Here is a 21587-nt window from a genome sequence, read left to right on the forward strand (position 1 = left end):
CCGTACCTTTTTGAGCCCTGTTGATAAGTGCTCATAGGTGCGGTCTTTTTTTGGAGGGGAGGGAGTATCTATTGAAGCTTAGGATCAACGGGATGAGCATGAGCACCTTTGCTGACTTCTTGAAAAATATCTGAGGAGTTATCACTATGCGTTGAAGACTTGTTGCTGTTGTCTTGTTGAGGGTGTTCTCCCGTTGCTGGGCTACTACCTGTAATTGCATAACTTCGTAGGATCTCTTCCAGATCTCCAATCGTCACGGGACGAGCATGTCGTTTCAGAACATAACCGAGTTGACCATTGGGTTCCACCGTTGCGGTCTCCAGATCGTCCACACTCGTAATACCTTCCTTCCTCAGGTGCATCTCGAGCTGATCCATCGTGTAACGCATACGTTTCAGATTCGGGATAATGACCTTCCCGTCCTCTACCACGATTTTGGAAGTGCCACTCATGAGCCGTTCAAAAAAATTAAATTTCAATTGCAGTTGTTCCACTACAAGCAATGTCGCGATAAATACCGATGCTGATCCAATTGCTTTACCAAGTTCATGATTTGCGATGGGTTGCACAATCGTTGTTCCGATGGAGATCATGATGACCGTTGTAACCACACTCATCTGGGAGATTGACTTGCGTCCTGCAATTCGCAGCAGGATCATGCCGACAAGTACAAGTAAAACAGATTTCCATATCCAGTCCATAAGGTGTATTCCTTTCTATTCCAGTATGCTCTTTGCTTCTTAGGCTGTTCTGGAGATGGAGGAATTATGCAGTTGGCTGAATCCATTGCTTTCATTCCGCCCACCGGATCGTATACAATAGGGTATTGATGAAGTGAACAAAGGAGCGGGTCACAGTGGCAAAACAGAAATACTATGTTGTCTGGGAAGGCAAGAAGCCTGGTGTGTATAACACATGGGCAGATTGCAAAGCGCAGACGGATCACTATACTGGAGCAAAATATAAATCCTATGAGTCCAAAGCAGCCGCAGAAGAAGCGTATCGTGCGGGATGGAAAGGAAACTGGGGTTCAAGTGCAGGCGGAGCGTCGAAAACGAAGTCGGCTGGTAGCGGTAGAAGTGCAGGCATGGAAACGTCGGAGGAAGTGGATTACGACAGCATCTCTGTTGATGTGGGTACACGTGGTAACCCTGGACCTGTAGAATACAAAGGGGTGGACACCCGCACCGGTGAGATTATTTTCTCTGTTGGACCGATCTCCAAAGGCACGAACAATCTGGGGGAATTTTTGGCCATTGTACATGCCCTCGCACATCTGAAGAAAGAAGGCAGTACCAAAACGGTGTATACCGACTCGGTCAATGCCATGAAATGGTTAAAACAGAAAAAAGTAGCCACGACATTAGCACGGGACAACTCCACGGAAGAGATCTGGCTGATGATTGATCGGGCGGAGCAGTGGCTCCAGACGAATACGTACAGCAATAAAGTGCTAAAATGGCAGACCAAGCAGTGGGGAGAAATCAAGGCAGATTACGGCCGGAAGTAGGTATTTTTCCAAAGGATGCCTCCTTTATTTCTTGTCTATTAGAATCGATATTTACAATTTCCAGTTTCCGCTCTATAATCATCTGAATATGATTCGTTAAACATATGGAGGAGCCTGTCATCTGCAGGCCCTCTTTATCTTTTTGGTCCATTGATTAGCAAGTCCCTTTAATAGAATGGGTTATTTGAGTATATATTGCAGGAGGCAGACATGAGTTCCATTTATAGAAGTGAAGAAGGCAAGAGCAGCATACTTGAAGAGTATGAGATTTATTTGAACGAGTTGGGTGAGAAATTTACTCGGGAGTATGTAGAGACACGTTTTGGCAAGACGCATGTTTTACTGACGGGTCCTCTAGATGGCAAGCCGTTATTTATTCTCCAAGGTGGTAATTGTGTGAATCCGATGACGTTGTCCTGGTTCTCTTCCTTATTTAAGGAATACCGGATTATTGCTCCTGATACGATTGGTCATCCCGGCTATAGTGAGGAAGCCCGCATCTCGGCACGATTTGATAGTTTCGCATTATGGGTTTCTGATTTACTTGACCATTACAAAATTGAAAAAAGTGCGTTTATCGGTCCCTCGTTTGGAGGAGGAATTATCCTTAGGCTGGCTACCTATATTCCAGAACGGATTGCGTGCTCCGTATTGGTCGCTCCGGCAGGTCTGGCCGTCGGCTCCAAAATGAAAGCCGCTCAGGATATCGTTCTTCCACTCGTGAAGTACCGCATGACTTCTTCACCAACTTCTTTGCAAAAAATTACGGACACCATGTCTTGCAACTGCATGAAAGAAATGGATAAAATTATTATCGGCAAAATCTTCAAACACGTCAGTTTGGAGATGGATATGCCCAAGCTCACGGAGCGAGAAGAACTGGTGAATTATACGTCACCAACCTTGTTGTTGGTAGGGGAGAAGGATGTCTTTTTCCCTGCGGATAAGTGTATTGAACGGGCTCAAAAGATTATTGCGAATGTGCAAGCCATCAAGTATGATACAGGACATTTTCCTTCACAGGACGTATTGGTTCAGATGAACGAGGAAATCGGACGTTTTTTACAGAATAATTATTAATAAAAGCTGCAAATGATGGAAGAGAAATGTTTTTCTCCAGTTTAATAAAGTAATTACATCCATCTGTCGATACTCTATATAAGAGAATGCTTTTCTTCTATAGAATAGTGTGGATAGGGATTAGCAGAAGATCGTAGAAGGCTTGATATCATTAATATTTAAATATTTCGCGTTAAGCTGTTTCAAATTGCATCATTTGGTTTATATGTATAGTTGGCGATGAATTGCTGACTGGTTGAACCAAGTGATGCATTTACGCGGAAAGTCTTCCGATCGACAAGGTTGAAAAGAGGTCTGTTATGAGAAAAGACAATTGTAAAATGGCATTGCAGCGCAATGTGATTATAAATGATACATATCAGGTAAGACAGGTATTAGCCAGCAGTGAGTTGGCTATTGTATATGCAGGGCGGGATCGTAACACGGGTGCCAAAGTAGCCATTAAGGAATTTTTCCCACAGAGACTGGCTGAACGTCAGGCAGACAAGCGGAGAGTGTTCTGTTCTTCACGAGGATACGGTGGGCAATATCAGGAGCTACTGGCTGTATTTCTGCTCGAAGGTGAACTGTTATCGAAACTGGACCATCCTCATATTGTTTCGTATTTGGATCATTTTGAAGCAAATGATACGGGGTATCTGGTTATGGAATACTGCACGGGAATCACATTGACCGAGTATCTGAATGAACACAATCATGCTCTCGATGCTGCCTTCATAACGGAGACGCTGCTTCCACTGGTGGATACATTGGATTACATACATAAGCAAGGCATTCTTCACCGGGATGTGAAACCTTCCAACATTATGGTTATGGAAGATGGTACACCCAAACTTCTGGACTTTGGCTCAGCTACCCGTTGGCCTATGCAATCCGGAGAGAAACAGGTGATATTTACATCGGCAGGTTATTCTCCGCTGGAGTTCTATTCAGAGAAATCCAGTCAGGGACCGATGTCCGACATCTATAGTTTGGCAGCTCTGCTCCATTATTGGACATGCGGGCAACCCCCTATGGACGTGAAACAGCGGTTGTTCCAGGATGAATTGCCATCTGTTCGCTCACATAATGAGTATGTGAATCCTTGGCTTGCTCGTGTTATTCATTGGGGGTTGACGGTTCGTTCTGAGAAACGCTGTGCCTCCTTAGCCTGGGTCAGAAGCTCGTTGCGAGTCCAAGCCTGGGTGTGGAAAGTGCGTAAACCTGGAACGGTGGAATGGTCTTTGGCCGAGAATGAACATACACAGGTCTATGAAGTGGAGCCGAAAAAGCAACATGAGACGGCGTAAGCAGTCATGACCTATGTTACTAAAGTAGATATCTTTAAATGAAAGCATAGGCGTTAAATAGGTTTAAAACATAAACAAGCCTGTTCGTACCCTTAGATATGGGGCGAACTGGCTTGTTTTCTTTTATATTTTCAGAGAAAACATGTATCAGCGTGCTTCATTTCCACTTAGTTAACACGTAGTTTACTGTGGATCTCTCTTTTGTCCTACATAGATGTTGGTACTTGGTTTGATGGCTTTGTAACGAATTTCGATCTCCGTAACACCATCCTCAAACGTAATATACAACTTTTCGTTGTACTCCATAGCTTCCGTGTGTCTGCGCTTCACTGGCGTTCGGCCTCGGACAACCGTACAATTCGTATCGTGCCGTACCAATAAGGTTTCTTTCTTACCCGCTTCCAGCCAGATTTGTCCCGATTCCGGTACTTTGACCCCGATGTCCATGCGATCAAACAGTTCACTGAGACTTACTTTTCGGCGTTCCAATGAAGTGAGAGGCCAATTGGTCACCGGTATATCCTCGCCGTTCGCTGTCGCTAGAAAGTATCCTTCCAGTCTTCCCCGGAATACGGGTTTTGGCTTCATTACGAACCAATACAGTGCGAAAATACCACCAGCAAGAAGCAGGCCCAATCCTGTATATAGCAGTACCTTTTCACGTAAAGAATGAATTTGCAACGAAATGTCTGTAGTTATACTTGCTCCCTCAGAATCCGTTGCTGTCACCTTGATCGTTGAACTTCCAGTGTGAAGAGAAGACCATCGCAACAGGTTACCTTCAATGACGGCATCCCCGAGTTTGCGCTCACTTCCACCGTCTGCAAGGACATACGTTAATGGATCATTATTGGCATCCTTAAAGTAGTTGTTCAGGTCGACATCTGTATTGCTGTCGTCTTTGGATAACACCATGGATTCGCCGGTGGCTACGGGTGCTTGATTCGTAATGTCTACTTCAACCGGAGTAATTTCCCGATAAAAGTCCGGACCGTCGATTCGTAGTCCCCATGTGTACAAATCCGACTTGGGAAAAGTGTATTTTCCCGTAAATCCGCTACCTGTATTGGTCAAAGAGATACGTTCTGTTTTTCCATCAGATGGAGTTACAATGAGTTCCGCTTCCAGTCCCTTGTACACATCCAAGTCCTTAATGGGTTTAGGGTCCACAGCCTGATCGTAGAGTGATGCCTCAAATGTGATGCTCTTCCCCTTGACTGGCTGCTCCGTTGCCATATTTGCGACCGCAGAGACGTTGTAGTTCCCTAATAGGTTAATCTTCACCAGATCACCGCTACGGCCTTTGAATTTCAGTTTGAACTGTCCTTTGACCGGACGAATGATCTTCATCAGAGCATATTTATCAGACCGAATGAAGCTGACATTGCTCGACTGATAATAGAGCTGAGCTTCGGAGACAGCATGATCAGATAGCATGATAATGTTGGCATCCGCCATGCTGGAGTTAGGAATATCCACGGTTACTTCCTGCATTGCTCCTGTTGCAGTTACAGCCGCTACAGATACAAGAACGGATTGAATCTGATCTGCAAAAATCCGATTGAAGATTTCAGGCAGATCGTCCGCACTTCCGGTGATAAAGGAAGAACCACCCGTTTCTTTGGCGATACGCTCCAGTTCTGCCGGGTTAACCGTACCGTCGCGGTTTAGTCCCACAGTATAGATGGGATAACCAGCTTGTTGTGCCATCTCAATAACTTTGTCCACATCTTTGGAGGAGTCAGCAGGTGTTCTGCTCGTTGATCCTCGCAAATCCGTTTCTCCGTCAGAGAGCAAAATCATAAATGGTTTACGTTTGTCCGTCTGCGATTGTTCGAGCAGGCTAGCCCCTCGGCGTAAGCCAAGTCCGAGATCTGTATATCCCGAACGTTTTAAGCCATCCACACGGCTACGAAGATTATTGCGAGCTCCAGAGGATGAAATCTCCATCAGTGGTACGGATGAAGTGATCTTGTCATTATAAGCTACGAATCCCAATCGGGTCTTAGGTCCACTACTCATATCCATAAACATATGTATAACTTCTTCGGCAATGCGATCTTTGTCGGTCTCATTCATGGAGTAGCTAACATCCAGGACAAACATGGCATCGAGGCCTTCATACGTCTGGGTCTTGACGGATGATTCAGCGTATATGCTCCCCATGTCCCATGCTGGAATTAAAAAGCTGATTACCAAGATAGAAAAAAATGTTTTTTTGAATTTTGTTAATATCATACGATGCTTTGAATCTCCTTTCTGTTTTGGGCACTGCAATTGTTTTTAGAGGTCAAACTGATTTTTGTTGGAAAACTTTTGTTTCTACTCGACAAAACCCCGTTATGCGTAGTTTTGATAAGCGAAGAATATTGCAACACCGCATACGTTAAGGCGATTTCCTCTTGATTAGGGGGAAAACTCCACTAGTTTTAAATCATTGAACATCATCCAGATTATAGGATATTCTTTATCATCGGCATGATTCGATGGGAAGTGAAGCGGAAATCGGAAATTAGTTCTATAGGTATATCGAAGTCACAAAAATGAGCTTTTAGACCTATATAGGGTAATATTGACAAAACATATCACTGATGATTAAGATGAATTCCATAAATCTCCAAAGCAAACGGCATAATCTGGTACATAAGTTCCAGTCATATGTTGACAGCTCGTTCTATTGGACTTGTGATCGCCTGAGAAGATGATTCTCTTAGATCATGACCAAAGACTGATAGAGCGTGCGGAGTGTCAAAAATTGATGGAGGGGGGGAAGCATTCGCCCGAATGAACCATCATTAGGGGGATGTTGCCTGAATGGATATTATTAATCAAACGAACCGAACGATGCTTTTCGAAGAGATCAATCCTGAGAAAATGGATTTGATTACGATTGTCGGTGACGTAAAAGGGATCGACAGTCTGAATGATGACAAGATCAAGGAGATCAATGAACACCTGCTTGTACGAAGCTTCGATGAGTTTTTGGACAAGTTTTCTCCCAGTGTGTATTCCTTTTTCAATGCGGTAAACCAGAAAGTCATGTATACGCTTAAAAAACCGGAAGGGATTCCGGATGAAGCAATCTCTGAGATCAAAATTGATCATAGCAATGACTTCCTGAGAATGCTCTTTACCCTGATCGATACCAAACGTAGCCAGGGGATTACGAATGTAGATTTCAAGTTTGAGAATTTGCTGGATATGATCTCACCGAAAAAGGTTATGGATGACATTCGGCAGGTACGGAAAGAAATTCATTACATGTACGGCCAGCATGAGAAGCTGGATGACGGGGACCCGAAGAAGTTGGATATCGGGGATAAACTTAATGTCATGTTTGAAGATGCCAGCCGGAACTATAACAATGTCATGGCGATGCTACCACTGGCTATCGAAGATATCAAAACCCGCTTGTTGCTGGGCCGTGCTCAAGAAGAAACTTCTTCCGAAGCGATTCAGGTAGGTCAACTCACGATTGGTGAGAGCGGAGAATTGAAAATTATCGAAGCTCCAAAGAGTGATAACAATGAGTTGATGCTCCTGGATGAGTCGACAAGCACAGATTTGACTCAGGTGTTTGCCGAAGATTATGATTCACTCTCCGAGGCACCTTCACCGTATGTACAGGATCTGGTCGTTCGTACATTCTGCCCACTGCCTGCGGTTCAGACGGATGTTGATACGGCAGTTGAAGTACAGAATTACAATACATACCTGGAATTTTACAAGAACGCCAAGGATGACTTTGTGAAAACCGTAAAACCGCTGGTAGAGAAAATTTTGGGTGTCAAAATGTTCTTTGATCAATATGCGACCAAAAACAAAGGCATGCTGCCTTCCATGCTGATTGCCAATGCCAAGCTGGATATGCTTGTTAAGAGCAGTAACATTCCGCGGCTGGAGACCTATCTCAACACAGTCAATGCGAAGAATGATTTTACCGACACTATTTGGTTCGGAATTGTTCCTTCCGTTGAACTGGAGAATACGGGACAAGTTCAAGTCAGTCGAGCCCGTTTCCGTGGTAACGAGAAAGTGGTTAAACAAGACGGAAACAGTATGGAATCCCTGTCCATGCTTCTGCAAGTCGTTAAAGACTACAAAGTACAAGTATTCTTTAGCTTTGAATCTGGAGAAGAGACTACATTCAGCAGCATGGCTACTGCGGGCATCGATAAATATATTGATAAATGCGCGGTATTAACTCGCAAGGACTACAGCGAATTCGCCATTCCAAGTGCTCCGAATTTTACCATCATTCCGAAAGAGAAATCGGGTGTCGTTATCGACAGTCGTATGCTCCAGACGGAGAATGGTGTGGAGCTTTCCAAGGAGAAAGAAGACATTCTGAAGCTGTGGATTGAAGGTGTGTATGTCGGTGCGTCTTATGTATCTGCCGGAATTGTGGCTGCATATCAGTGCCCCGAGTATCTACGAGGCGCATTCAAAACCGTGAACCGGGATTATCCAGGTGTGCGTTTTGATATTGAAGCAGGCGATAACAGTCTGCGTGTAGTGACTACGATGACCAAAGAAATCTCCGGATTCACGAACACCATCAAGGATTCGATTAACCGCAAAAACTTTGGATTTATTTTCTCATCGGAAAATGCCCAAATCCAGGATAGCGATATCAAGCGGATCACGGTATACAAAGCGAGAAGCATGGCGATGTCCGAAGATGGCTTTGATTCCTTGTATAAAACACTCGTAAGTACTTACATTGAGCGCTTGCTCCGTTTCCAGACGGGTGATTTCAAGCATGAAAATATCGTCAAATTCTTCAGCAACAATCCGAGCAGTCAGAAGAGCCGGTGGCTGGGAACCCGAGGGTCGATCAATTCGATCATTCAGGAAGGTGACGACATGAGCTTTATCATCGATGAGAAGAGCAATATGTGCCACATTGATCTGGTATTCAACGGCAACGTGAAGAACCTGGAGGTCATGATTACTAAAGGCACCAGCGCGATGAAAGTGTAAGAGACTGGAGTAGTTACAAGTTTTGGATTTTGAATATAATTCTTTAAACAACGAGTTTTAGACATTTATTTTGGTGTTAGAGGCAGCCTTTATGGCTGACCTTATACATATATTCCGGTACCTCTCCCCAGATGGAGAGCATGCCGGGCACATTGTTTTCTAATCTTAAGGAGGTTTTTATTAATGGGTTTTGTATTGAAAGTAGAAGGCGCAGAAACAATCGAATTGGGAATGGATAATATCCGCACAGTAGTGTATGACACGGATACGCCAGATGATTCCAATGCTAGATCCACAGATGTAGGTGCAACACTTCGCATCAGTGGCAAAATTATTACAGCAACAGACGGTGACAATGCAGATGACACGATGAAACTTGCTCTGTGGTCCCTCGTTCCAGCTGAAAAAGCAGATTGCTACCGTAAAGTAACCCTGGAAGTGGTTGCAGCGGATCAAGTGGTACGCAAAATTTACATGCCTAATGCGTTCGTTGTGGATTACACAGAGCGTTTCGGAGATACCGAAGGCGTGGGTGAATTCAGCCTGTTCATCAAACAGAAAAAAGACAAAACTGAATTCACTAAAATCGAAGGCGGCTTCCCGGTATAAAAGGGGGCAACTAATGTTCCGGGTCAGTTATGACTGGCCCAGAATAACGCTGTCATGTTAAGGGGCCCTGGTGCCCCTTAATCTTTATTTACGCCCGAATACGGCAGGGAGGCAGGGACGAATACCATGAAAGATTATTATGCCGTACTTGGTGTAGAACGTGAAGCTTCTCCGGAGCAGATCAAGAAGGCTTATCGTCAATTGGCGAAGAAATTTCACCCGGATGTTAATGGGGGAGATCCGCAGGCAGAGGCGCGTTTCAAGCAAGTACATGAGGCCTACAGTACACTCGGAAATCCCGAGTTAAGGGCAACATACAATCAACAACCTCGATCTACGGGGAATCCAGAAGGGGCAAAAGGAACAACATCCAATACTGCACGAGAAAAGAGTGGACATACAAAAAATGGACCTATGAATACCGAGAAGGTATGGTCTGATCCATCACGAATGCAGGAACAGTTTGAACAATTTTTTGGCTATAGCCCCAAAGGCAAGGAAAGCTCAAACAGTGGCAAAGCCGATCCCAATAAAGGAATGGATATGTCCGCCATGTTTGACCGATATTTCGGAGTTCGAAAAAAGTAAACCGGTGGCCTGTAATGGATCGTACCGGTTCAGGCGGAGGTTATGGAAGTGAGACGAGGAAGGTCGGTAATGACGATAGGGGTTGACGCATGCGTCGCCATGATTTCGTTAGCCGTGCTGTATTACATATTCATCATTAACCGGGACATGAGTGCCCAGTGGATAACTGGAATTATTGTAGTCCTCTCCGGGGGAGCATACCTATTTTTTAAATACATACCTGCCACCAAGGGGGAAAAGAAGAAGTTGTCTTCACGTGTTGTGAAACTTGTACTGTTGGACGATGACGGTACAAGTGTGAAGGAATGGTACATTCAGGGTGAGACAAGTGTATTGATCGGAAAAAGTTCGAAGAATAGTGAGGCGGACATTGATTTGTCCGATACTCCATATGCTTCCCTCATCAGTCCGCAACATGCTGTGCTGAACAAAGCTTCGGGCCAATGGTTTATCGAGGATATTGACTCCGCCAGCGGCGTGGGTGTACGTAAGGGAAATCAAAGCAGATCATCCAAATTGGAAATCGAAGAACCCAGCCTGATTGAGGCAGGGGACTTAATTTATATTGCCAATACCCGAATTTTGGTGAAATAACGTTGGCGTACCATTATACAAGCTACGGGGGAATGAAAAGAAATGAGTCTGACAAGATGTGGAAACGGACATATGTTCAGTACGAGACGGCACGGAAACACGTGTCCATATTGCAATCTGGCCGTCGAGTCACCGGCTTCCGGCAATAGTGAAGCAGCGGGAGCAATCCCACGCGCGCCTCGCACGGCAGAGGATGACAGAACGATGCCATACCTGGGGGAAACGACAGGAATTGAACCGGTAACGGGATGGATGGTGTGTATCGAAGGTCCGCAGATGGGCCAGGATTATCGAATTATGGCTGAAAAGAACTTTATTGGACGTTCGGAAGAGATGCATGTTCGAATCCTTGGGGATAACACGATTTCAAGGCGTAATCATGCGGTGATTGTATATGATCCCAAAAAACGGAATTTCTATCTGCTGCCCGGCGATGCTTCCGGCCTTGCCTATCACAACAATGAAGCGGTCTATTCTCCGGTGGAACTGGCTGCCTACGACGTCATTCAATTAGGACGCAGCAAATTCATTTTCATCCCATTATGTGGTGTGCATTTTGAATGGGAGCAACAGTGAATACCTTCATGATCTTGTGGAACGACAAGGAGCTAACGCCATATTGGGTTCTTGCAGCAGGCTGTTTGTCGATCTGGTTGTTGTTATTCGTCCGAAGCCGGATTCCGGTAAGGCAACGTGACGATAGGCCAGTGGGTGTTCAGATCGGGAATGGACAGACCATTGGTGCTCGCAGTGAGCAGGATGATTATTTTGCCTGTGCCTTGGAGCCATATGGTGTACTCGCGGTACTTGCCGATGGAATTAGCGGCTTATCTGGTGGGAAAGTAGCCAGTACAACTGCTGTAGAAACATTTATCCGTGAGTTTGAAGAGTTGGAGCGGTTTCCTGATCCGGGAGAGTTTTGGGATGCTTCTGCCCATGCGGCAAACCAGGCGATTCTTCGCAATTTACTGGGCGTTCCTGGAGGAACAACGTTGGTATCTGCCATGATCAAGGGCAGGGAGCTATATTGGGGCGCAGTAGGGGACAGCATTTTGGCCGTATTTCGCAAAGGTGAGCTACTTGCTATCAATCATAAACATACGCTGGAAACTCAACTCGAAGAACAGTATATGTCTGGAGAAATATCGGAGCAGGAGGCGTTGGATAATCCGCAGCGCAAAAGGCTGGTCAACTATTTGGGATACGACCATTTTAAACAAATGGAAATCGCGGACGAGCCGTTTGCACTGCAACCGGCGGACAAGATTGTGTTATGCAGTGACGGGGTATACAACTCCCTTACTGAGATGGAATTGGAAACTATACTGGCGAAAGACATGTCGCCATTTGATGCAGCCCAGACCATCATTGATTTGATTGAAGAAAAACAGCTTGTGCATCAGGATAATGCCACGATTATTATTTTGGAGCAAGGATGGTAACGGATCAGGCAACGCACAGGGAAGGGAAATGGGGAGACGGATGAGGAAGGAGAACAGTGAATTCAAGACGGCTTTTGTCTCGGAAGCAGGATCTTTCCTGAAAAATCGGGATTTCTACGGCTGCGTTGAGCTGGAAGATTGGGCCTGTTATGTCATTGCAGATGGCCTGGATACAGATACGGAAGTGAATAGCGCACAGATCACAGTGCAGACCATTCTGGAATCCTTTTTGGAAAAGCCAACCATGTCCAAACGCAGACTAACGGAGTATATCAAGATTGCCCATGAATGGTTGCAGTATGAAAGCCGCCGAGTCAGGCTCAAAGCGGGATTCGTCATTGTTGTGACAGATTATACACGTATGGTGTGGGCATCTGCCGGACACAGCCGCTTGTATCATTTTCGTGGAAATCGGCTTGCACTAAAAAGCAAAGATCATAGCGTTGCTGCTCAGTTGGCAGCCGAAGGCCAGATTGCAGAAGATCGTGTGGATCAGCATGATGAACGCGGCAATCTGAACGAATATGCGGGCAAACCTGGCATGATCAGGCCGTATGTATCGGATAAGATCAAGCTGGCCGATGGCGATGTACTTGTGCTATGCACCCCTGGATTGTGGGAGGGGGTTCAGGATGCCGAGATGATCGATGCGGTTGAAGGTGCCAATGACCCACAGACGCTAGCGGATACACTTGAAGAAGTGATGCTTAGCAAGCAGCGTGCACGTATCGAGAATTATAGTGCGGCAGCCATATATGTGAACAAGATTTTTCATGAAGAGCCCAAGAACCGTAAGAAATGGATTAAGCGGATTGCCATCATGCTGGTTATGCTCCTGATTTTTGGTGGAGCCGGCATATTCTACGCGGTGAAAAGTGCAGCCAAAAAAGCTGAATTGGCCGTAGATATGCTGCAATATGAACAGACCGCAGACCAGTACGTCAAGGAACAAGAGTATGCCAAGGCAGTCTCGGACTACAGCCTGGCGCGCAATAATTCCATCAAAATCAAGGACCCGATACATAAAAAGCTGTTGACCGCGAAGATGGCTGCTGCTCAGACGCTGGTTGATGGGGAAGCTCACCTGAAAGAAGGCGACATTACCAAAGCAACCGCGAGTTACACCAAAGCTTTGGAATTGTCTGAATCCTATAGCATGTTCAACCGGGAAGTTATTCAGGAGCGCCTGGAGCAGATGACCACCTTCCAGCAAGTACAAGACTGGATCACCGAAGGCGATCTGAAACTCCAGAACGGAGATTACAGTGGAGCGATCATTTTGTATAAAAGGGCCAGGAAAGCCGCTACGGAGACAGCTTACAAGGATGCGCTGAAGGAAATTGCTACGCAACTGGAGACGGCCGAGACCAAACGTGCAGATATCAAGCGGCAATCCCGGCAGCTTCAGGCAGATACGCTGGAACAGAAGGGTGACCGCTTCAATGAAGCCGGAGACTACAGCGGAGCCATGGATGCCTATGCTTCGGCACAGGGAATTTATCAAGAGATCGATATGCTGGAACGTGTGCTGGCCATGGAGCGGAAAATAAACAAACTGGATGAGAAATTAAACCCACCGGTACCGGCGGCTGATCTTACGCAGGATACGGCAGGATTAGATACAGCAAATACATCGGGAATGACCTCGGATATGACCGGCAGTACCGGAAGTATGGGCACAGGCAATACAGTGGGGAACGGTTCTTCCACTGGTGATGTCACCTCGGCTGGAAATGGCAATGCGGATGCTTCTGGCTCAGGTGCTTCTTTTGGAAAAACGACAAGTAGTGCTAGCAGTAATTCTGCCTCCAAGGCTGACGGAAGCACCGACACTACGGAGGCTGACGTGAACGAACAGGAATCATCGGAAGGAGGAGATTCATGATGAAAAACATGATTCGTGACCGTCTTAACAAGATGGAGGATCTGGAACAACGCCGCATGCTCAAAGATCTCATGACAGGCGTTTTTCTTAATCTTGTGGAGTATCAGGAGACGCTGAACAAACAGATTGAGCAACGAGTTTTCGATGAGGTATTGCCGCAGGAGGAACGTCATGATGTATATGTCACATTATGCGCGCGGGAAGATCTGGACCCCATTCATGAATTTCTGTACCCGATCATTCCTGAGGATGTTGAACCACAGACCGTCTATTTGAGTGAGGCTTCAGAGGCACTGGCGCGTAAGGAAGAGATGAAATTATTTACGTTCTACATGGAGTGTGGGCAACAGGAACTTCAATCTCTACTGAACAGTAATCGGACATTTCGCGGGGAGATTATAACGAGTGAAGGCAGACATGCCATAACGGTTCGGTTGAAATCAAGTGCAGCGTATATCTCCAAAGTTGAAGAATTGTACCGGGTCTTTCGTAAGAACAGTCTGCCATGGAAATCGATCAATGCACCCTATGTGTTCAAATTCGTTGATTGTGTTCTGGTCAGTTCGGACGATGGAGAAGCATGGGACAAACAACATGCTGTCAAGGAACTTTCCATCCATCTCGAAGAGTTTGAGTCTTATAAAAGAACGAATATGATTCCGCTGTGGAACATTCAGAAGCTGGATATGAAAACGGGTGGATTCCCTGTTCCGGCTTCGGACCGAATCAATTATGAACATGTGTTGCCACTCCGCAAAACCGGAACGGAGCACGGATATCTGGTCGATGGAGACGAATCGCATATTCGGTATATCAAAAGATCGGAAGAAGATATCACGATCGTATCTCCGCTGGAAAAATCCGATTCATGGACGGTGCTGAAAATAGCTGGTCCTGTCGCAACCCGCATTGGCAGAATGGACTATCCGCTGTTTTCCAATAACAAACGGGAAGGGTTTGCCGGTAAATATGCGCGTCAGGAAGGGCGTTCTGTGCGGTCCAAAGGGGAGATTGCCCGCATGGTTCACGCTTTTCAGGCAGCAGAGGGTTTGGAACTGGAAGATGTACAAGTGGTGGCGCCAGGATCCGCTTTGGGAGTCACGTACCCACTTAATGCATTTGTTAGCGACCATGTCCGTGTTGAGACAGATAAACATCGAATGATTTTAAGGTTCAGCAGACACGAGAAGCAGCCGGGACAGGCCATTTTTCTGGATGATCTGCTGAGCTTTCTGGTATCCGAAATCCAGCTGGCTTTCCCCGAATACTGCTGCGAAGGGGAATGGGTGTGAGTACAGCATGAATTACATCTGGGATCTCATTATTCGGGCCAAGCGTAATGGAACCGATCTGCGCGACGTAACCTTTGTGCCAGCACGTGTATATTCGCCTTACATGGAACTTAGCCAAACGAACCTGAATGCTTCAGGCGTGGAAGGCACGGTTGAAGTCAATCCGTATTATCGCTTTTTTGATATTTTCCGGGACCTCTTCGATATCAATAATGAAGAGCAGGTGGAGTTGCGGGAAGCGCTCTTTGATCTGGTTATTCATTTTCTGGCGGATATGGATTTGATGCAGGGGATGAACAAGAGGGAGTATTATATTCGCTTCATTCTGAATGATATGCATTCGGGTGTATACGGGGATCGGGTTCGGCGGCGAATGGAGCTGTTCGGACAGGAGGAGCAGGAAGTGATCGCCTGCAATATGCTCCGTTTGTATGATACGGGTGAGGCGGTTCATCTGCTGAGGGATACCCTTGTTCGAATGTTCCCGCGTTCAACCCTTTATGCCAATTGTGAGGAAAAGGATGAATTGCTTTTGTACATTGGTCAGGTAGAGCGTACGGAAGCGAAGGAGAAGCTGGAACTGATTCTTGAACTCTTTCTGCCGGTTCGGTTCGACACGGAAATATACTGGGGGCATCATTTTGGCATTCTGGATGTGGACTATACGATGATACAGGACGGGATTGCCCTATATTAAGCAGCATCAGCAGTTGTAAGGAGGAAGTATAGATGAACGGCTATTCATACCGATTGTATCCTGATGCCACGAGCAGGGAACGTTCCAGAGGAACCATGCGTTATACGCGTGAAGAATTGATGGACATGACCACATTCCAATTACGGAACATTTGTTACAAGGAACGGTTAATTGAGGGATTGGGCCCTCGGACGGAGCGGGAAGAACTGATTCGGATTATTTTAAAATTTCTGGGAGCGGACGATGTATTGTGGATCGATCAGTCTGTTGAAGGTGGATTCGAGCGTATACAAAAGGCTATCTCTCGTCATATGACGGCTCCCATGAGCAGTGATGGAGGCATTAGTGTGCCTGCGCGACTGATTCTGTACGAAGGATTGAACGTGGACAAGCTGGATCGATATGTGGTCACGGCACCGGGTGGATTAACCGAATCCAACGTACTTTTAGTCAATGAGAGCATGGAGCTGTGTGGCATCTTCAACCTGGTTAAGGACGACTCTGTATCGGGAACCTTTTATTTGACGGCAGGAAGTGGGTCGACCTGGAAGAAATCGGGCAACAGACAGTACAGTCTTCTCTTTTTCCGTAAACGCGACTCGGAGTATCTATATCAGACCTACTATTCCAGCAGACCGCTTCCACCGGTTCATATTCAATATACTCAAATCCCACTGGCAGATCTGGACATCCGGGAGCTTGAACCGACAGAAGCAGTGCTTGCAATTGATTTTGGCACCTCCAATACGACGGCAGGCGCCTATTTGCATAACGGTTATATTCAGGCGCCAAGCAGCCAGGATTTGCTGAATGGACGAGTCCGTATGGATGCCATTAACTATGTTGCTTTTCCCCATCCTACATACAAAGATACGGACTGGATCGAAGTCCTGCCTACGGCCATTGGGGTGGCAGAGTGCTCGGATCCAGCGAACATTCGTTACGAGTTCGGCTATGAAGCGCTGCGAAGTATGCGTCGGGGAGGGTACAGCAGCCGGGCGAGTGTCTTCCGCAGTATGAAGCGATGGGTGAACAATTACAACAAAATGGAAGAAATTGTCGATGTTCATGGCAATGCGGCCATGGTTTCTCGTATGGATCTGCTGCGTGCGTACATGAACTACATCATCCGAACGGCAGAGCATCAGTTCAAGTGCAAGTTTCGGCATGTGCATTTTACCAGTCCCGTGAAGATGAAAACACAGTTTTTGCAGATGTTCGGAGAGATGCTTCCGGATTATCGGATTGAGCAGACGTATGCGCTGGATGAGGGAATGGCTGTGCTCTATAACACCCTTGCTGACGGCATGGAACGTGGTGCTTTCATGGAAGGGCAGACGTATCATGCGCTCGTGATTGATTGTGGCGGTGGAACGACGGATTTGTCTTCATGTGCCTTTACGATCGAGGACGGACATATGGCGTACAAGCTGGATATCCATACTACCTACGAAAATGGGGATACGAACTTCGGAGGTCACAACATTACCTATCGTATTATGCAATTCATGAAAATTGTATTCGCCGACTACTATAGCGGACGCCGTCAGGTGACGGATATTGATAGCCTGATTGAGGCACCTGGTGCGGATGTGTTCCGTCAGGTGGACGAAGAGGGTGTGAAGTCCGTTTATCAGAAGCTGGAGCAGCGATATGAGGAGGCAGAACACATCATCCCTACTGCGTTTGCGCGTCGAGAGAATCGTTCACGGGACGAATATTTGCGGGTAAGAGGCAACTTCTACTTTCTGTGGGAAATCGCAGAAGAGATGAAGCAGCAATTTTTCCGCAAAACCGGCATCTTACGTAACCGATTCCATTCGGAGATGGAGGGCGACGGGGACAGTGATCTGCAGATCACCACCATGGAGCGTTGGTTCCTCTCGGTAGAACGGAATGGGGAGCTGAAGGATGAATATGAGTTCCCTGATGTGGTGTTCAATATCAAGGAAATTACCCAGCTGATTAAGGCTGATATCTATGAAGTGGTTCGCAAGTTTTTGGATGATTTCTATCGGCAAGGACGGATGAACCAGTACTCGATTATCAAGTTGACAGGTCAGTCCTGCCGCATTGATGTATTTCGGGAAGCACTGAAAGAGTTCGTTCCAGGCAGAAGCATTGAGTTTCGGCAAAAACCTGCGGAAGGGCGTGTGCCTGATCTTAAACTTGCCTGCCTTCGAGGGGCAATTCGTTATCTGAGTGCCCGCAAAACGGGAAGCGTTCAAGCTGACATCACGCATGATGCCGCTGTAATTCCGTATACCGTAAGTGCATACACGCATAATGGACGTGAAAAAATGCTGATCAGCAGTCTGGATCGAAGTGATGGCATTCCGGGTAGTATTTCCCGTCCATTCGAGACGGCAGAAGTGGAGTTATACCTTAGCGGAAGTGATGGCCAGCTGAGACAGAAGTTCGTATATGCCAACCGCCCGGACTTCTATAAAGAGGTACTTTATGAAGACATTCGAGATCGATATGGAGATAAAATTCCGCAGGATGATACGGATTCCATCGTGAATGGAGAGACGAAGTTTTTTGTCTTTCCCGATGATCGTCATTGGGGCTTTCATGTGTTGCCTGTAGCTCGCAGAAATGAACGGCTGTATCTGGGATCGCAGAAGTTGCTTCCGTTTGAAACAGACTTGTCGGAACTGGACTTCTTTGACGGAATGAAGTGAGGACCACGAGCAGAAAGGGGGAACACCGCTCATGTTCACATATTCGTATCCGCATTTTAACAAGGGAAGAATTCTGAAAACATCCATGTTGGAGGGACTACGCGATTTCCCCAGAGACTACATCGAACTGTACTATCGCGGTTATGCAGATGGCATTCTTGCAGGTGCAGAGGTAGAAGTGTTCCCGGACAAATTGGTCGTCGCCCCTGGGATGGTGCTGCATAATGGAAGGCTTTATATGCTGACAGAGCCTATGGAACTGGCATACCAAGCTACGGGACGGGTCAATGTGCTGAAGCTTCGGTTTACCGCGGAGGAGACCGTGAGTGACATGACGATAAGCCACTCGGAACTGCTCCTGGAAGAAGAGGCAATGTGCACATCGAGTGAGTTGGAGCTGGCTAGATTCAAGCTGAAGGAAGGGGCCCGGCTACGGCGGGACTATCAGACCTTTGCCGACTTGGCAACGGAGTTCAACACGCTGCATGTCATTCATGTCCCTTATGCAGCCGAGGGGGCAAGCACCTTATCCCCGGTTGTCATGAAGGATTATGCCGAGAGGTTGCTTCGAACGGGGACCTCTAATCCCCACGATCTGGTCTTCGCCATGATGTGTCTCAATGAAGGAACGGTTGCACGTAGCGTCATTTTGCATCACATTGCCAGTCGATTGGGGCTGGAGTACAGAGAATACGATAATGCGCAGATTCATCGATATCTGGATCGCATACTGGCGAATGCAGGTCGGGGAACGGGACGTTCGGGTATGCCGGTGGGCGGACCACATCGTATGATTGTGGATTGATATTTTCAAGAGATATGGGAGGATGGAATTCGTTTATGGAACATATGGATCGCAAAATCATCCCGATGTTATATGGCAAAACATTGAACGGTGAACCTCATCAGGGAACAGAGACTAGAGATGTTGAAGCCTCTCCTGATTCAAGGGAAGTTAAACCATTCGAGCCAATAACGATGATACACCTTGAACAGGAAACGATACATCTGAGAAGAACAGAGCTATACGAGGGCAAGGTTACGGTGTCTCTTCCCCGCACATTTCGTTTGGTGACAGAAAGAGAAGCTCAGTTAAAATATCCGTCGTCCCATCGTCCTGAGTGGATCTATACCAATGATTCGGGAACGATCAACTTTACGTTCAAGACATTGGATCATCGTCTTACTCCGGAAGAGTTGAATTCCTTTACGGAATCGATGGCAGACGTGATTCGTGCAACTCAACCTGTACGAGAATGGAAAAAGCACGGCGTCCGAGTGACGCATGCTGGTCTTTCCACGGGTTTCTGCCAGTTCGCTGTTCAGGGATTGAATGATCAAATTTATAACCATATGGTGTTCACCATTTTAAATCAGAAAGTCCTTGTTTATGGCTTTAACTGTACGGACGATGAGAAGAAAAATTGGATGGAACCCGGTGGTAAACTTCTGGATACACTCATTGTCGAAATGAATTAGAGAGGAGCTGAGTCCATGAGCCTGACGTATGAAAATCTGATTATTGAACCTTATGAGCTAGTACATCTGCAAGAATTGACAATCCGCAAAAAGATGAATGAGCATACCCGCCTTGTTTTCAAAGGCATGGTATCCGAGGAATGGAAAGATCGATATGTGGATGTTACCGATCAGAGTACCCCGATTGAAGTGTGGCAAAAGGACGAGGAGGGGAACAAAAGTCCGCTATTCAAAGGCATTCCTTTATCTGTAGAAGTGCAGGTTGTGAGGGGCGTATATACGCTCCAGGTTGAAGCAATCTCACATACGTACCTGATGGATATCAAGAAGCGAACGCGTACGTTTCAAAACATCCAGATGACACTCCCTGAATTGTTAAAAGAGCTGGATCAGGATTATCCGGGACTGGATGTGATCGATGAGGGGACCGGGGGAGCCAAGATTGGCAAGGTTGCCGTGCAATATCAGGAAACAGACTGGGCATTTCTCAGAAGACTGGCTTCCCGATTTCATACGAGTCTGATGCCTGCGGCTCAATTCGACAGCCCCAAATTTTATTTCGGCGTATATGAGCATGGTAACTCGATCGAACTGGATAATACGCGTTATACCGTCCACAAAAACATGACTCCGTTCATGTACTTCACGGAGAACGAGACTGTAAATGTGAATGAAAGTGACTTCATTGTATACGAAGTGGAGACAGATCAAGTTATGGAACTGGGACACCATATCTCATTCCGAGGCAGAAGTCTGTATCTTACGGAAGCCTATACGGAACTTGCCGGAGGTATTCTAAAGCATAAATATGTGCTAAGTCTTCACAAAGGATTGCGGCAAAAGACGTACTACAATCCGCTGATTGCTGGAAGCTCATTAATGGGGCGCATATTTGCGGTACATGGCGGACATGTCAGAGTGCAACTAAATTGTGATAAAGAACAGGAAGCGGAGAATGGACTATGGCTACTGTATCAGTCTCCCTACATTGCGGAGGGGCAGACCGGATGGTACGTGATGCCAGAGATTGGTGATCCGGTGGCGGTTTATTTTCCAACCCAGCATGAAGAAGAGGCATATGCTACGCCAGCGCCCAGACTAGATACACAGGTGACTGGAACGAATCAATTGAACAATCCAGATCACAAAATTTTTCGTACACCCCATGGCAAGGAGATCAGGCTAACACCAGACTCCATTGTAATCACTGGAAAAGAAGGAGAAGTATTTATAAGGTTGAGTGGTGATGAGGGCATTCAAATCAAGGGCAACCAGCAAGTCACAATGTCTGCAGGGGGCAGCCTTTCCCTGAAAGCAGGAAAGAAAATGATATTGTCTGCCGGTTCCCAGTTACTTCTTGAAGGTGGAGGGGGGACGTTCCGATTGGATGGGCAGGCTCAGATGAGTGGTTCTGAGGTGAAATCCAACTAAACATATGTATTTGTAGTCGAGGGA

General features: G+C 46.4%; 18 protein-coding genes. 16 read left to right on the plus strand and 2 right to left on the minus strand.

Annotated elements, in window-relative coordinates:
- Positions 1-68: 68 nt before the first annotated feature.
- A complete protein-coding gene (locus AC6CIF_RS14110) occupies positions 69-701 on the minus strand; it encodes a DUF421 domain-containing protein (RefSeq protein ID WP_498200105.1) in 633 nt (210 codons plus the stop codon).
- 155 nt (positions 702-856) lie between these two features.
- Between AC6CIF_RS14110 and rnhA the strand changes: the two genes are divergently transcribed.
- The 3 genes from rnhA to AC6CIF_RS14125 all read left to right on the plus strand — a co-directional run bounded on the left by rnhA (position 857) and on the right by AC6CIF_RS14125 (position 3879).
- Positions 857-1510 (plus strand): ribonuclease H, encoded by a 654-nt coding sequence (gene rnhA / locus AC6CIF_RS14115; RefSeq protein ID WP_076214201.1) that lies wholly within the window; start codon positions 857-859, stop codon positions 1508-1510.
- Positions 1511-1720: 210 nt separating this feature from the next.
- Positions 1721-2590, plus strand: a complete 870-nt coding sequence (locus AC6CIF_RS14120; RefSeq protein ID WP_076214204.1) for an alpha/beta fold hydrolase — start codon at positions 1721-1723, stop codon at positions 2588-2590.
- Positions 2591-2889: 299 nt separating this feature from the next.
- On the plus strand, positions 2890-3879 hold the full coding sequence (locus AC6CIF_RS14125; protein ID WP_498200106.1) for a serine/threonine protein kinase: 990 nt from the start codon (positions 2890-2892) through the stop codon (positions 3877-3879).
- Between the two features lie 183 nt (positions 3880-4062).
- Here the strand turns inward: AC6CIF_RS14125 and AC6CIF_RS14130 are convergent, their stop codons facing one another.
- Complete coding sequence (locus AC6CIF_RS14130; protein ID WP_498200107.1) at positions 4063-6117, minus strand: vWA domain-containing protein; 2055 nt, start codon at positions 6115-6117, stop codon at positions 4063-4065.
- Between the two features lie 576 nt (positions 6118-6693).
- On the opposite strand from AC6CIF_RS14130, the gene AC6CIF_RS14135 reads away from it, so the two are divergent.
- The 13 genes from AC6CIF_RS14135 (at position 6694) to AC6CIF_RS14195 (ending at position 21563) form a co-directional block, all read left to right on the plus strand.
- Positions 6694-8862, plus strand: coding sequence for a transcriptional regulator (locus tag AC6CIF_RS14135; RefSeq protein WP_091013787.1), 2169 nt, complete (start codon positions 6694-6696; stop codon positions 8860-8862).
- A gap of 183 nt (positions 8863-9045) precedes the next feature.
- The gene (locus tag AC6CIF_RS14140; RefSeq protein WP_056695746.1) at positions 9046-9471 is read left to right on the plus strand and encodes a hypothetical protein; all 426 of its coding nucleotides are present in this window, start codon (positions 9046-9048) and stop codon (positions 9469-9471) included.
- Between the two features lie 126 nt (positions 9472-9597).
- Positions 9598-10059 (plus strand): J domain-containing protein, encoded by a 462-nt coding sequence (locus tag AC6CIF_RS14145; RefSeq protein WP_289389943.1) that lies wholly within the window; start codon positions 9598-9600, stop codon positions 10057-10059.
- 42 nt (positions 10060-10101) lie between these two features.
- Positions 10102-10653: an FHA domain-containing protein gene (locus tag AC6CIF_RS14150; protein ID WP_498200108.1), complete on the plus strand. Its 552-nt coding sequence runs from the start codon at positions 10102-10104 to the stop codon at positions 10651-10653.
- Between the two features lie 42 nt (positions 10654-10695).
- Entirely contained in the window at positions 10696-11229 is a 534-nt protein-coding gene (locus tag AC6CIF_RS14155; RefSeq protein WP_133385623.1) for an FHA domain-containing protein, read from the plus strand.
- Positions 11214-12095 (plus strand): PP2C family protein-serine/threonine phosphatase, encoded by an 882-nt coding sequence (locus AC6CIF_RS14160; protein ID WP_498200109.1) that lies wholly within the window; start codon positions 11214-11216, stop codon positions 12093-12095. Before AC6CIF_RS14155 ends, AC6CIF_RS14160 begins: the two co-directional genes overlap by 16 nt.
- Before the next feature lie 40 nt (positions 12096-12135).
- Positions 12136-13980 carry a serine/threonine protein phosphatase gene (locus AC6CIF_RS14165; RefSeq protein ID WP_498200110.1) on the plus strand — a complete coding sequence of 615 codons (1845 nt, stop codon included), beginning with the start codon at positions 12136-12138 and terminating at the stop codon, positions 13978-13980.
- Positions 13980-15272: a normocyte-binding protein gene (locus AC6CIF_RS14170; RefSeq protein WP_498200141.1), complete on the plus strand. Its 1293-nt coding sequence runs from the start codon at positions 13980-13982 to the stop codon at positions 15270-15272. Before AC6CIF_RS14165 ends, AC6CIF_RS14170 begins: the two co-directional genes overlap by 1 nt.
- A gap of 7 nt (positions 15273-15279) precedes the next feature.
- Positions 15280-15969, plus strand: coding sequence for an iron-dependent peroxidase (locus AC6CIF_RS14175; protein WP_498200111.1), 690 nt, complete (start codon positions 15280-15282; stop codon positions 15967-15969).
- A gap of 32 nt (positions 15970-16001) precedes the next feature.
- Positions 16002-18653 (plus strand): molecular chaperone, encoded by a 2652-nt coding sequence (locus tag AC6CIF_RS14180; protein WP_498200112.1) that lies wholly within the window; start codon positions 16002-16004, stop codon positions 18651-18653.
- Positions 18654-18684: 31 nt separating this feature from the next.
- Positions 18685-19458, plus strand: a complete 774-nt coding sequence (locus AC6CIF_RS14185) for a DNA and RNA helicase (protein ID WP_498200113.1) — start codon at positions 18685-18687, stop codon at positions 19456-19458.
- Positions 19459-19493: 35 nt separating this feature from the next.
- Positions 19494-20132 carry a hypothetical protein gene (locus tag AC6CIF_RS14190; RefSeq protein ID WP_498200114.1) on the plus strand — a complete coding sequence of 213 codons (639 nt, stop codon included), beginning with the start codon at positions 19494-19496 and terminating at the stop codon, positions 20130-20132.
- Positions 20133-20147: 15 nt separating this feature from the next.
- Positions 20148-21563, plus strand: coding sequence for a phage baseplate assembly protein V (locus tag AC6CIF_RS14195; protein ID WP_498200115.1), 1416 nt, complete (start codon positions 20148-20150; stop codon positions 21561-21563).
- Positions 21564-21587: the final 24 nt, after the last annotated feature.

The sequence above is a fragment of the Paenibacillus sp. GQ49 genome (genome assembly GCF_059759055.1).

Bases quoted from the DNA above. Each gene is read 5' to 3' on its own strand.
- AC6CIF_RS14120 (WP_076214204.1), top strand. From the start codon at position 1,721: ATGAGTTCCATTTATAGAAGTGAAGAAGGCAAGAGCAGCATACTTGAA.
- AC6CIF_RS14130 (WP_498200107.1), bottom strand. From the start codon at position 6,117: ATGATATTAACAAAATTCAAAAAAACATTTTTTTCTATCTTGGTAATC.
- AC6CIF_RS14165 (WP_498200110.1), top strand. From the start codon at position 12,136: ATGAGGAAGGAGAACAGTGAATTCAAGACGGCTTTTGTCTCGGAAGCA.
- AC6CIF_RS14155 (WP_133385623.1), top strand. From the start codon at position 10,696: ATGAGTCTGACAAGATGTGGAAACGGACATATGTTCAGTACGAGACGG.
- AC6CIF_RS14150 (WP_498200108.1), top strand. From the start codon at position 10,102: ATGGAAGTGAGACGAGGAAGGTCGGTAATGACGATAGGGGTTGACGCA.
- AC6CIF_RS14125 (WP_498200106.1), top strand. From the start codon at position 2,890: ATGAGAAAAGACAATTGTAAAATGGCATTGCAGCGCAATGTGATTATA.
- AC6CIF_RS14140 (WP_056695746.1), top strand. From the start codon at position 9,046: ATGGGTTTTGTATTGAAAGTAGAAGGCGCAGAAACAATCGAATTGGGA.
- AC6CIF_RS14190 (WP_498200114.1), top strand. From the start codon at position 19,494: ATGGAACATATGGATCGCAAAATCATCCCGATGTTATATGGCAAAACA.
- AC6CIF_RS14175 (WP_498200111.1), top strand. From the start codon at position 15,280: ATGAATTACATCTGGGATCTCATTATTCGGGCCAAGCGTAATGGAACC.
- AC6CIF_RS14170 (WP_498200141.1), top strand. From the start codon at position 13,980: ATGAAAAACATGATTCGTGACCGTCTTAACAAGATGGAGGATCTGGAA.
- AC6CIF_RS14145 (WP_289389943.1), top strand. From the start codon at position 9,598: ATGAAAGATTATTATGCCGTACTTGGTGTAGAACGTGAAGCTTCTCCG.
- AC6CIF_RS14160 (WP_498200109.1), top strand. From the start codon at position 11,214: ATGGGAGCAACAGTGAATACCTTCATGATCTTGTGGAACGACAAGGAG.
- AC6CIF_RS14195 (WP_498200115.1), top strand. From the start codon at position 20,148: ATGAGCCTGACGTATGAAAATCTGATTATTGAACCTTATGAGCTAGTA.
- AC6CIF_RS14180 (WP_498200112.1), top strand. From the start codon at position 16,002: ATGAACGGCTATTCATACCGATTGTATCCTGATGCCACGAGCAGGGAA.
- AC6CIF_RS14110 (WP_498200105.1), bottom strand. From the start codon at position 701: ATGGACTGGATATGGAAATCTGTTTTACTTGTACTTGTCGGCATGATC.
- AC6CIF_RS14185 (WP_498200113.1), top strand. From the start codon at position 18,685: ATGTTCACATATTCGTATCCGCATTTTAACAAGGGAAGAATTCTGAAA.
- AC6CIF_RS14135 (WP_091013787.1), top strand. From the start codon at position 6,694: ATGGATATTATTAATCAAACGAACCGAACGATGCTTTTCGAAGAGATC.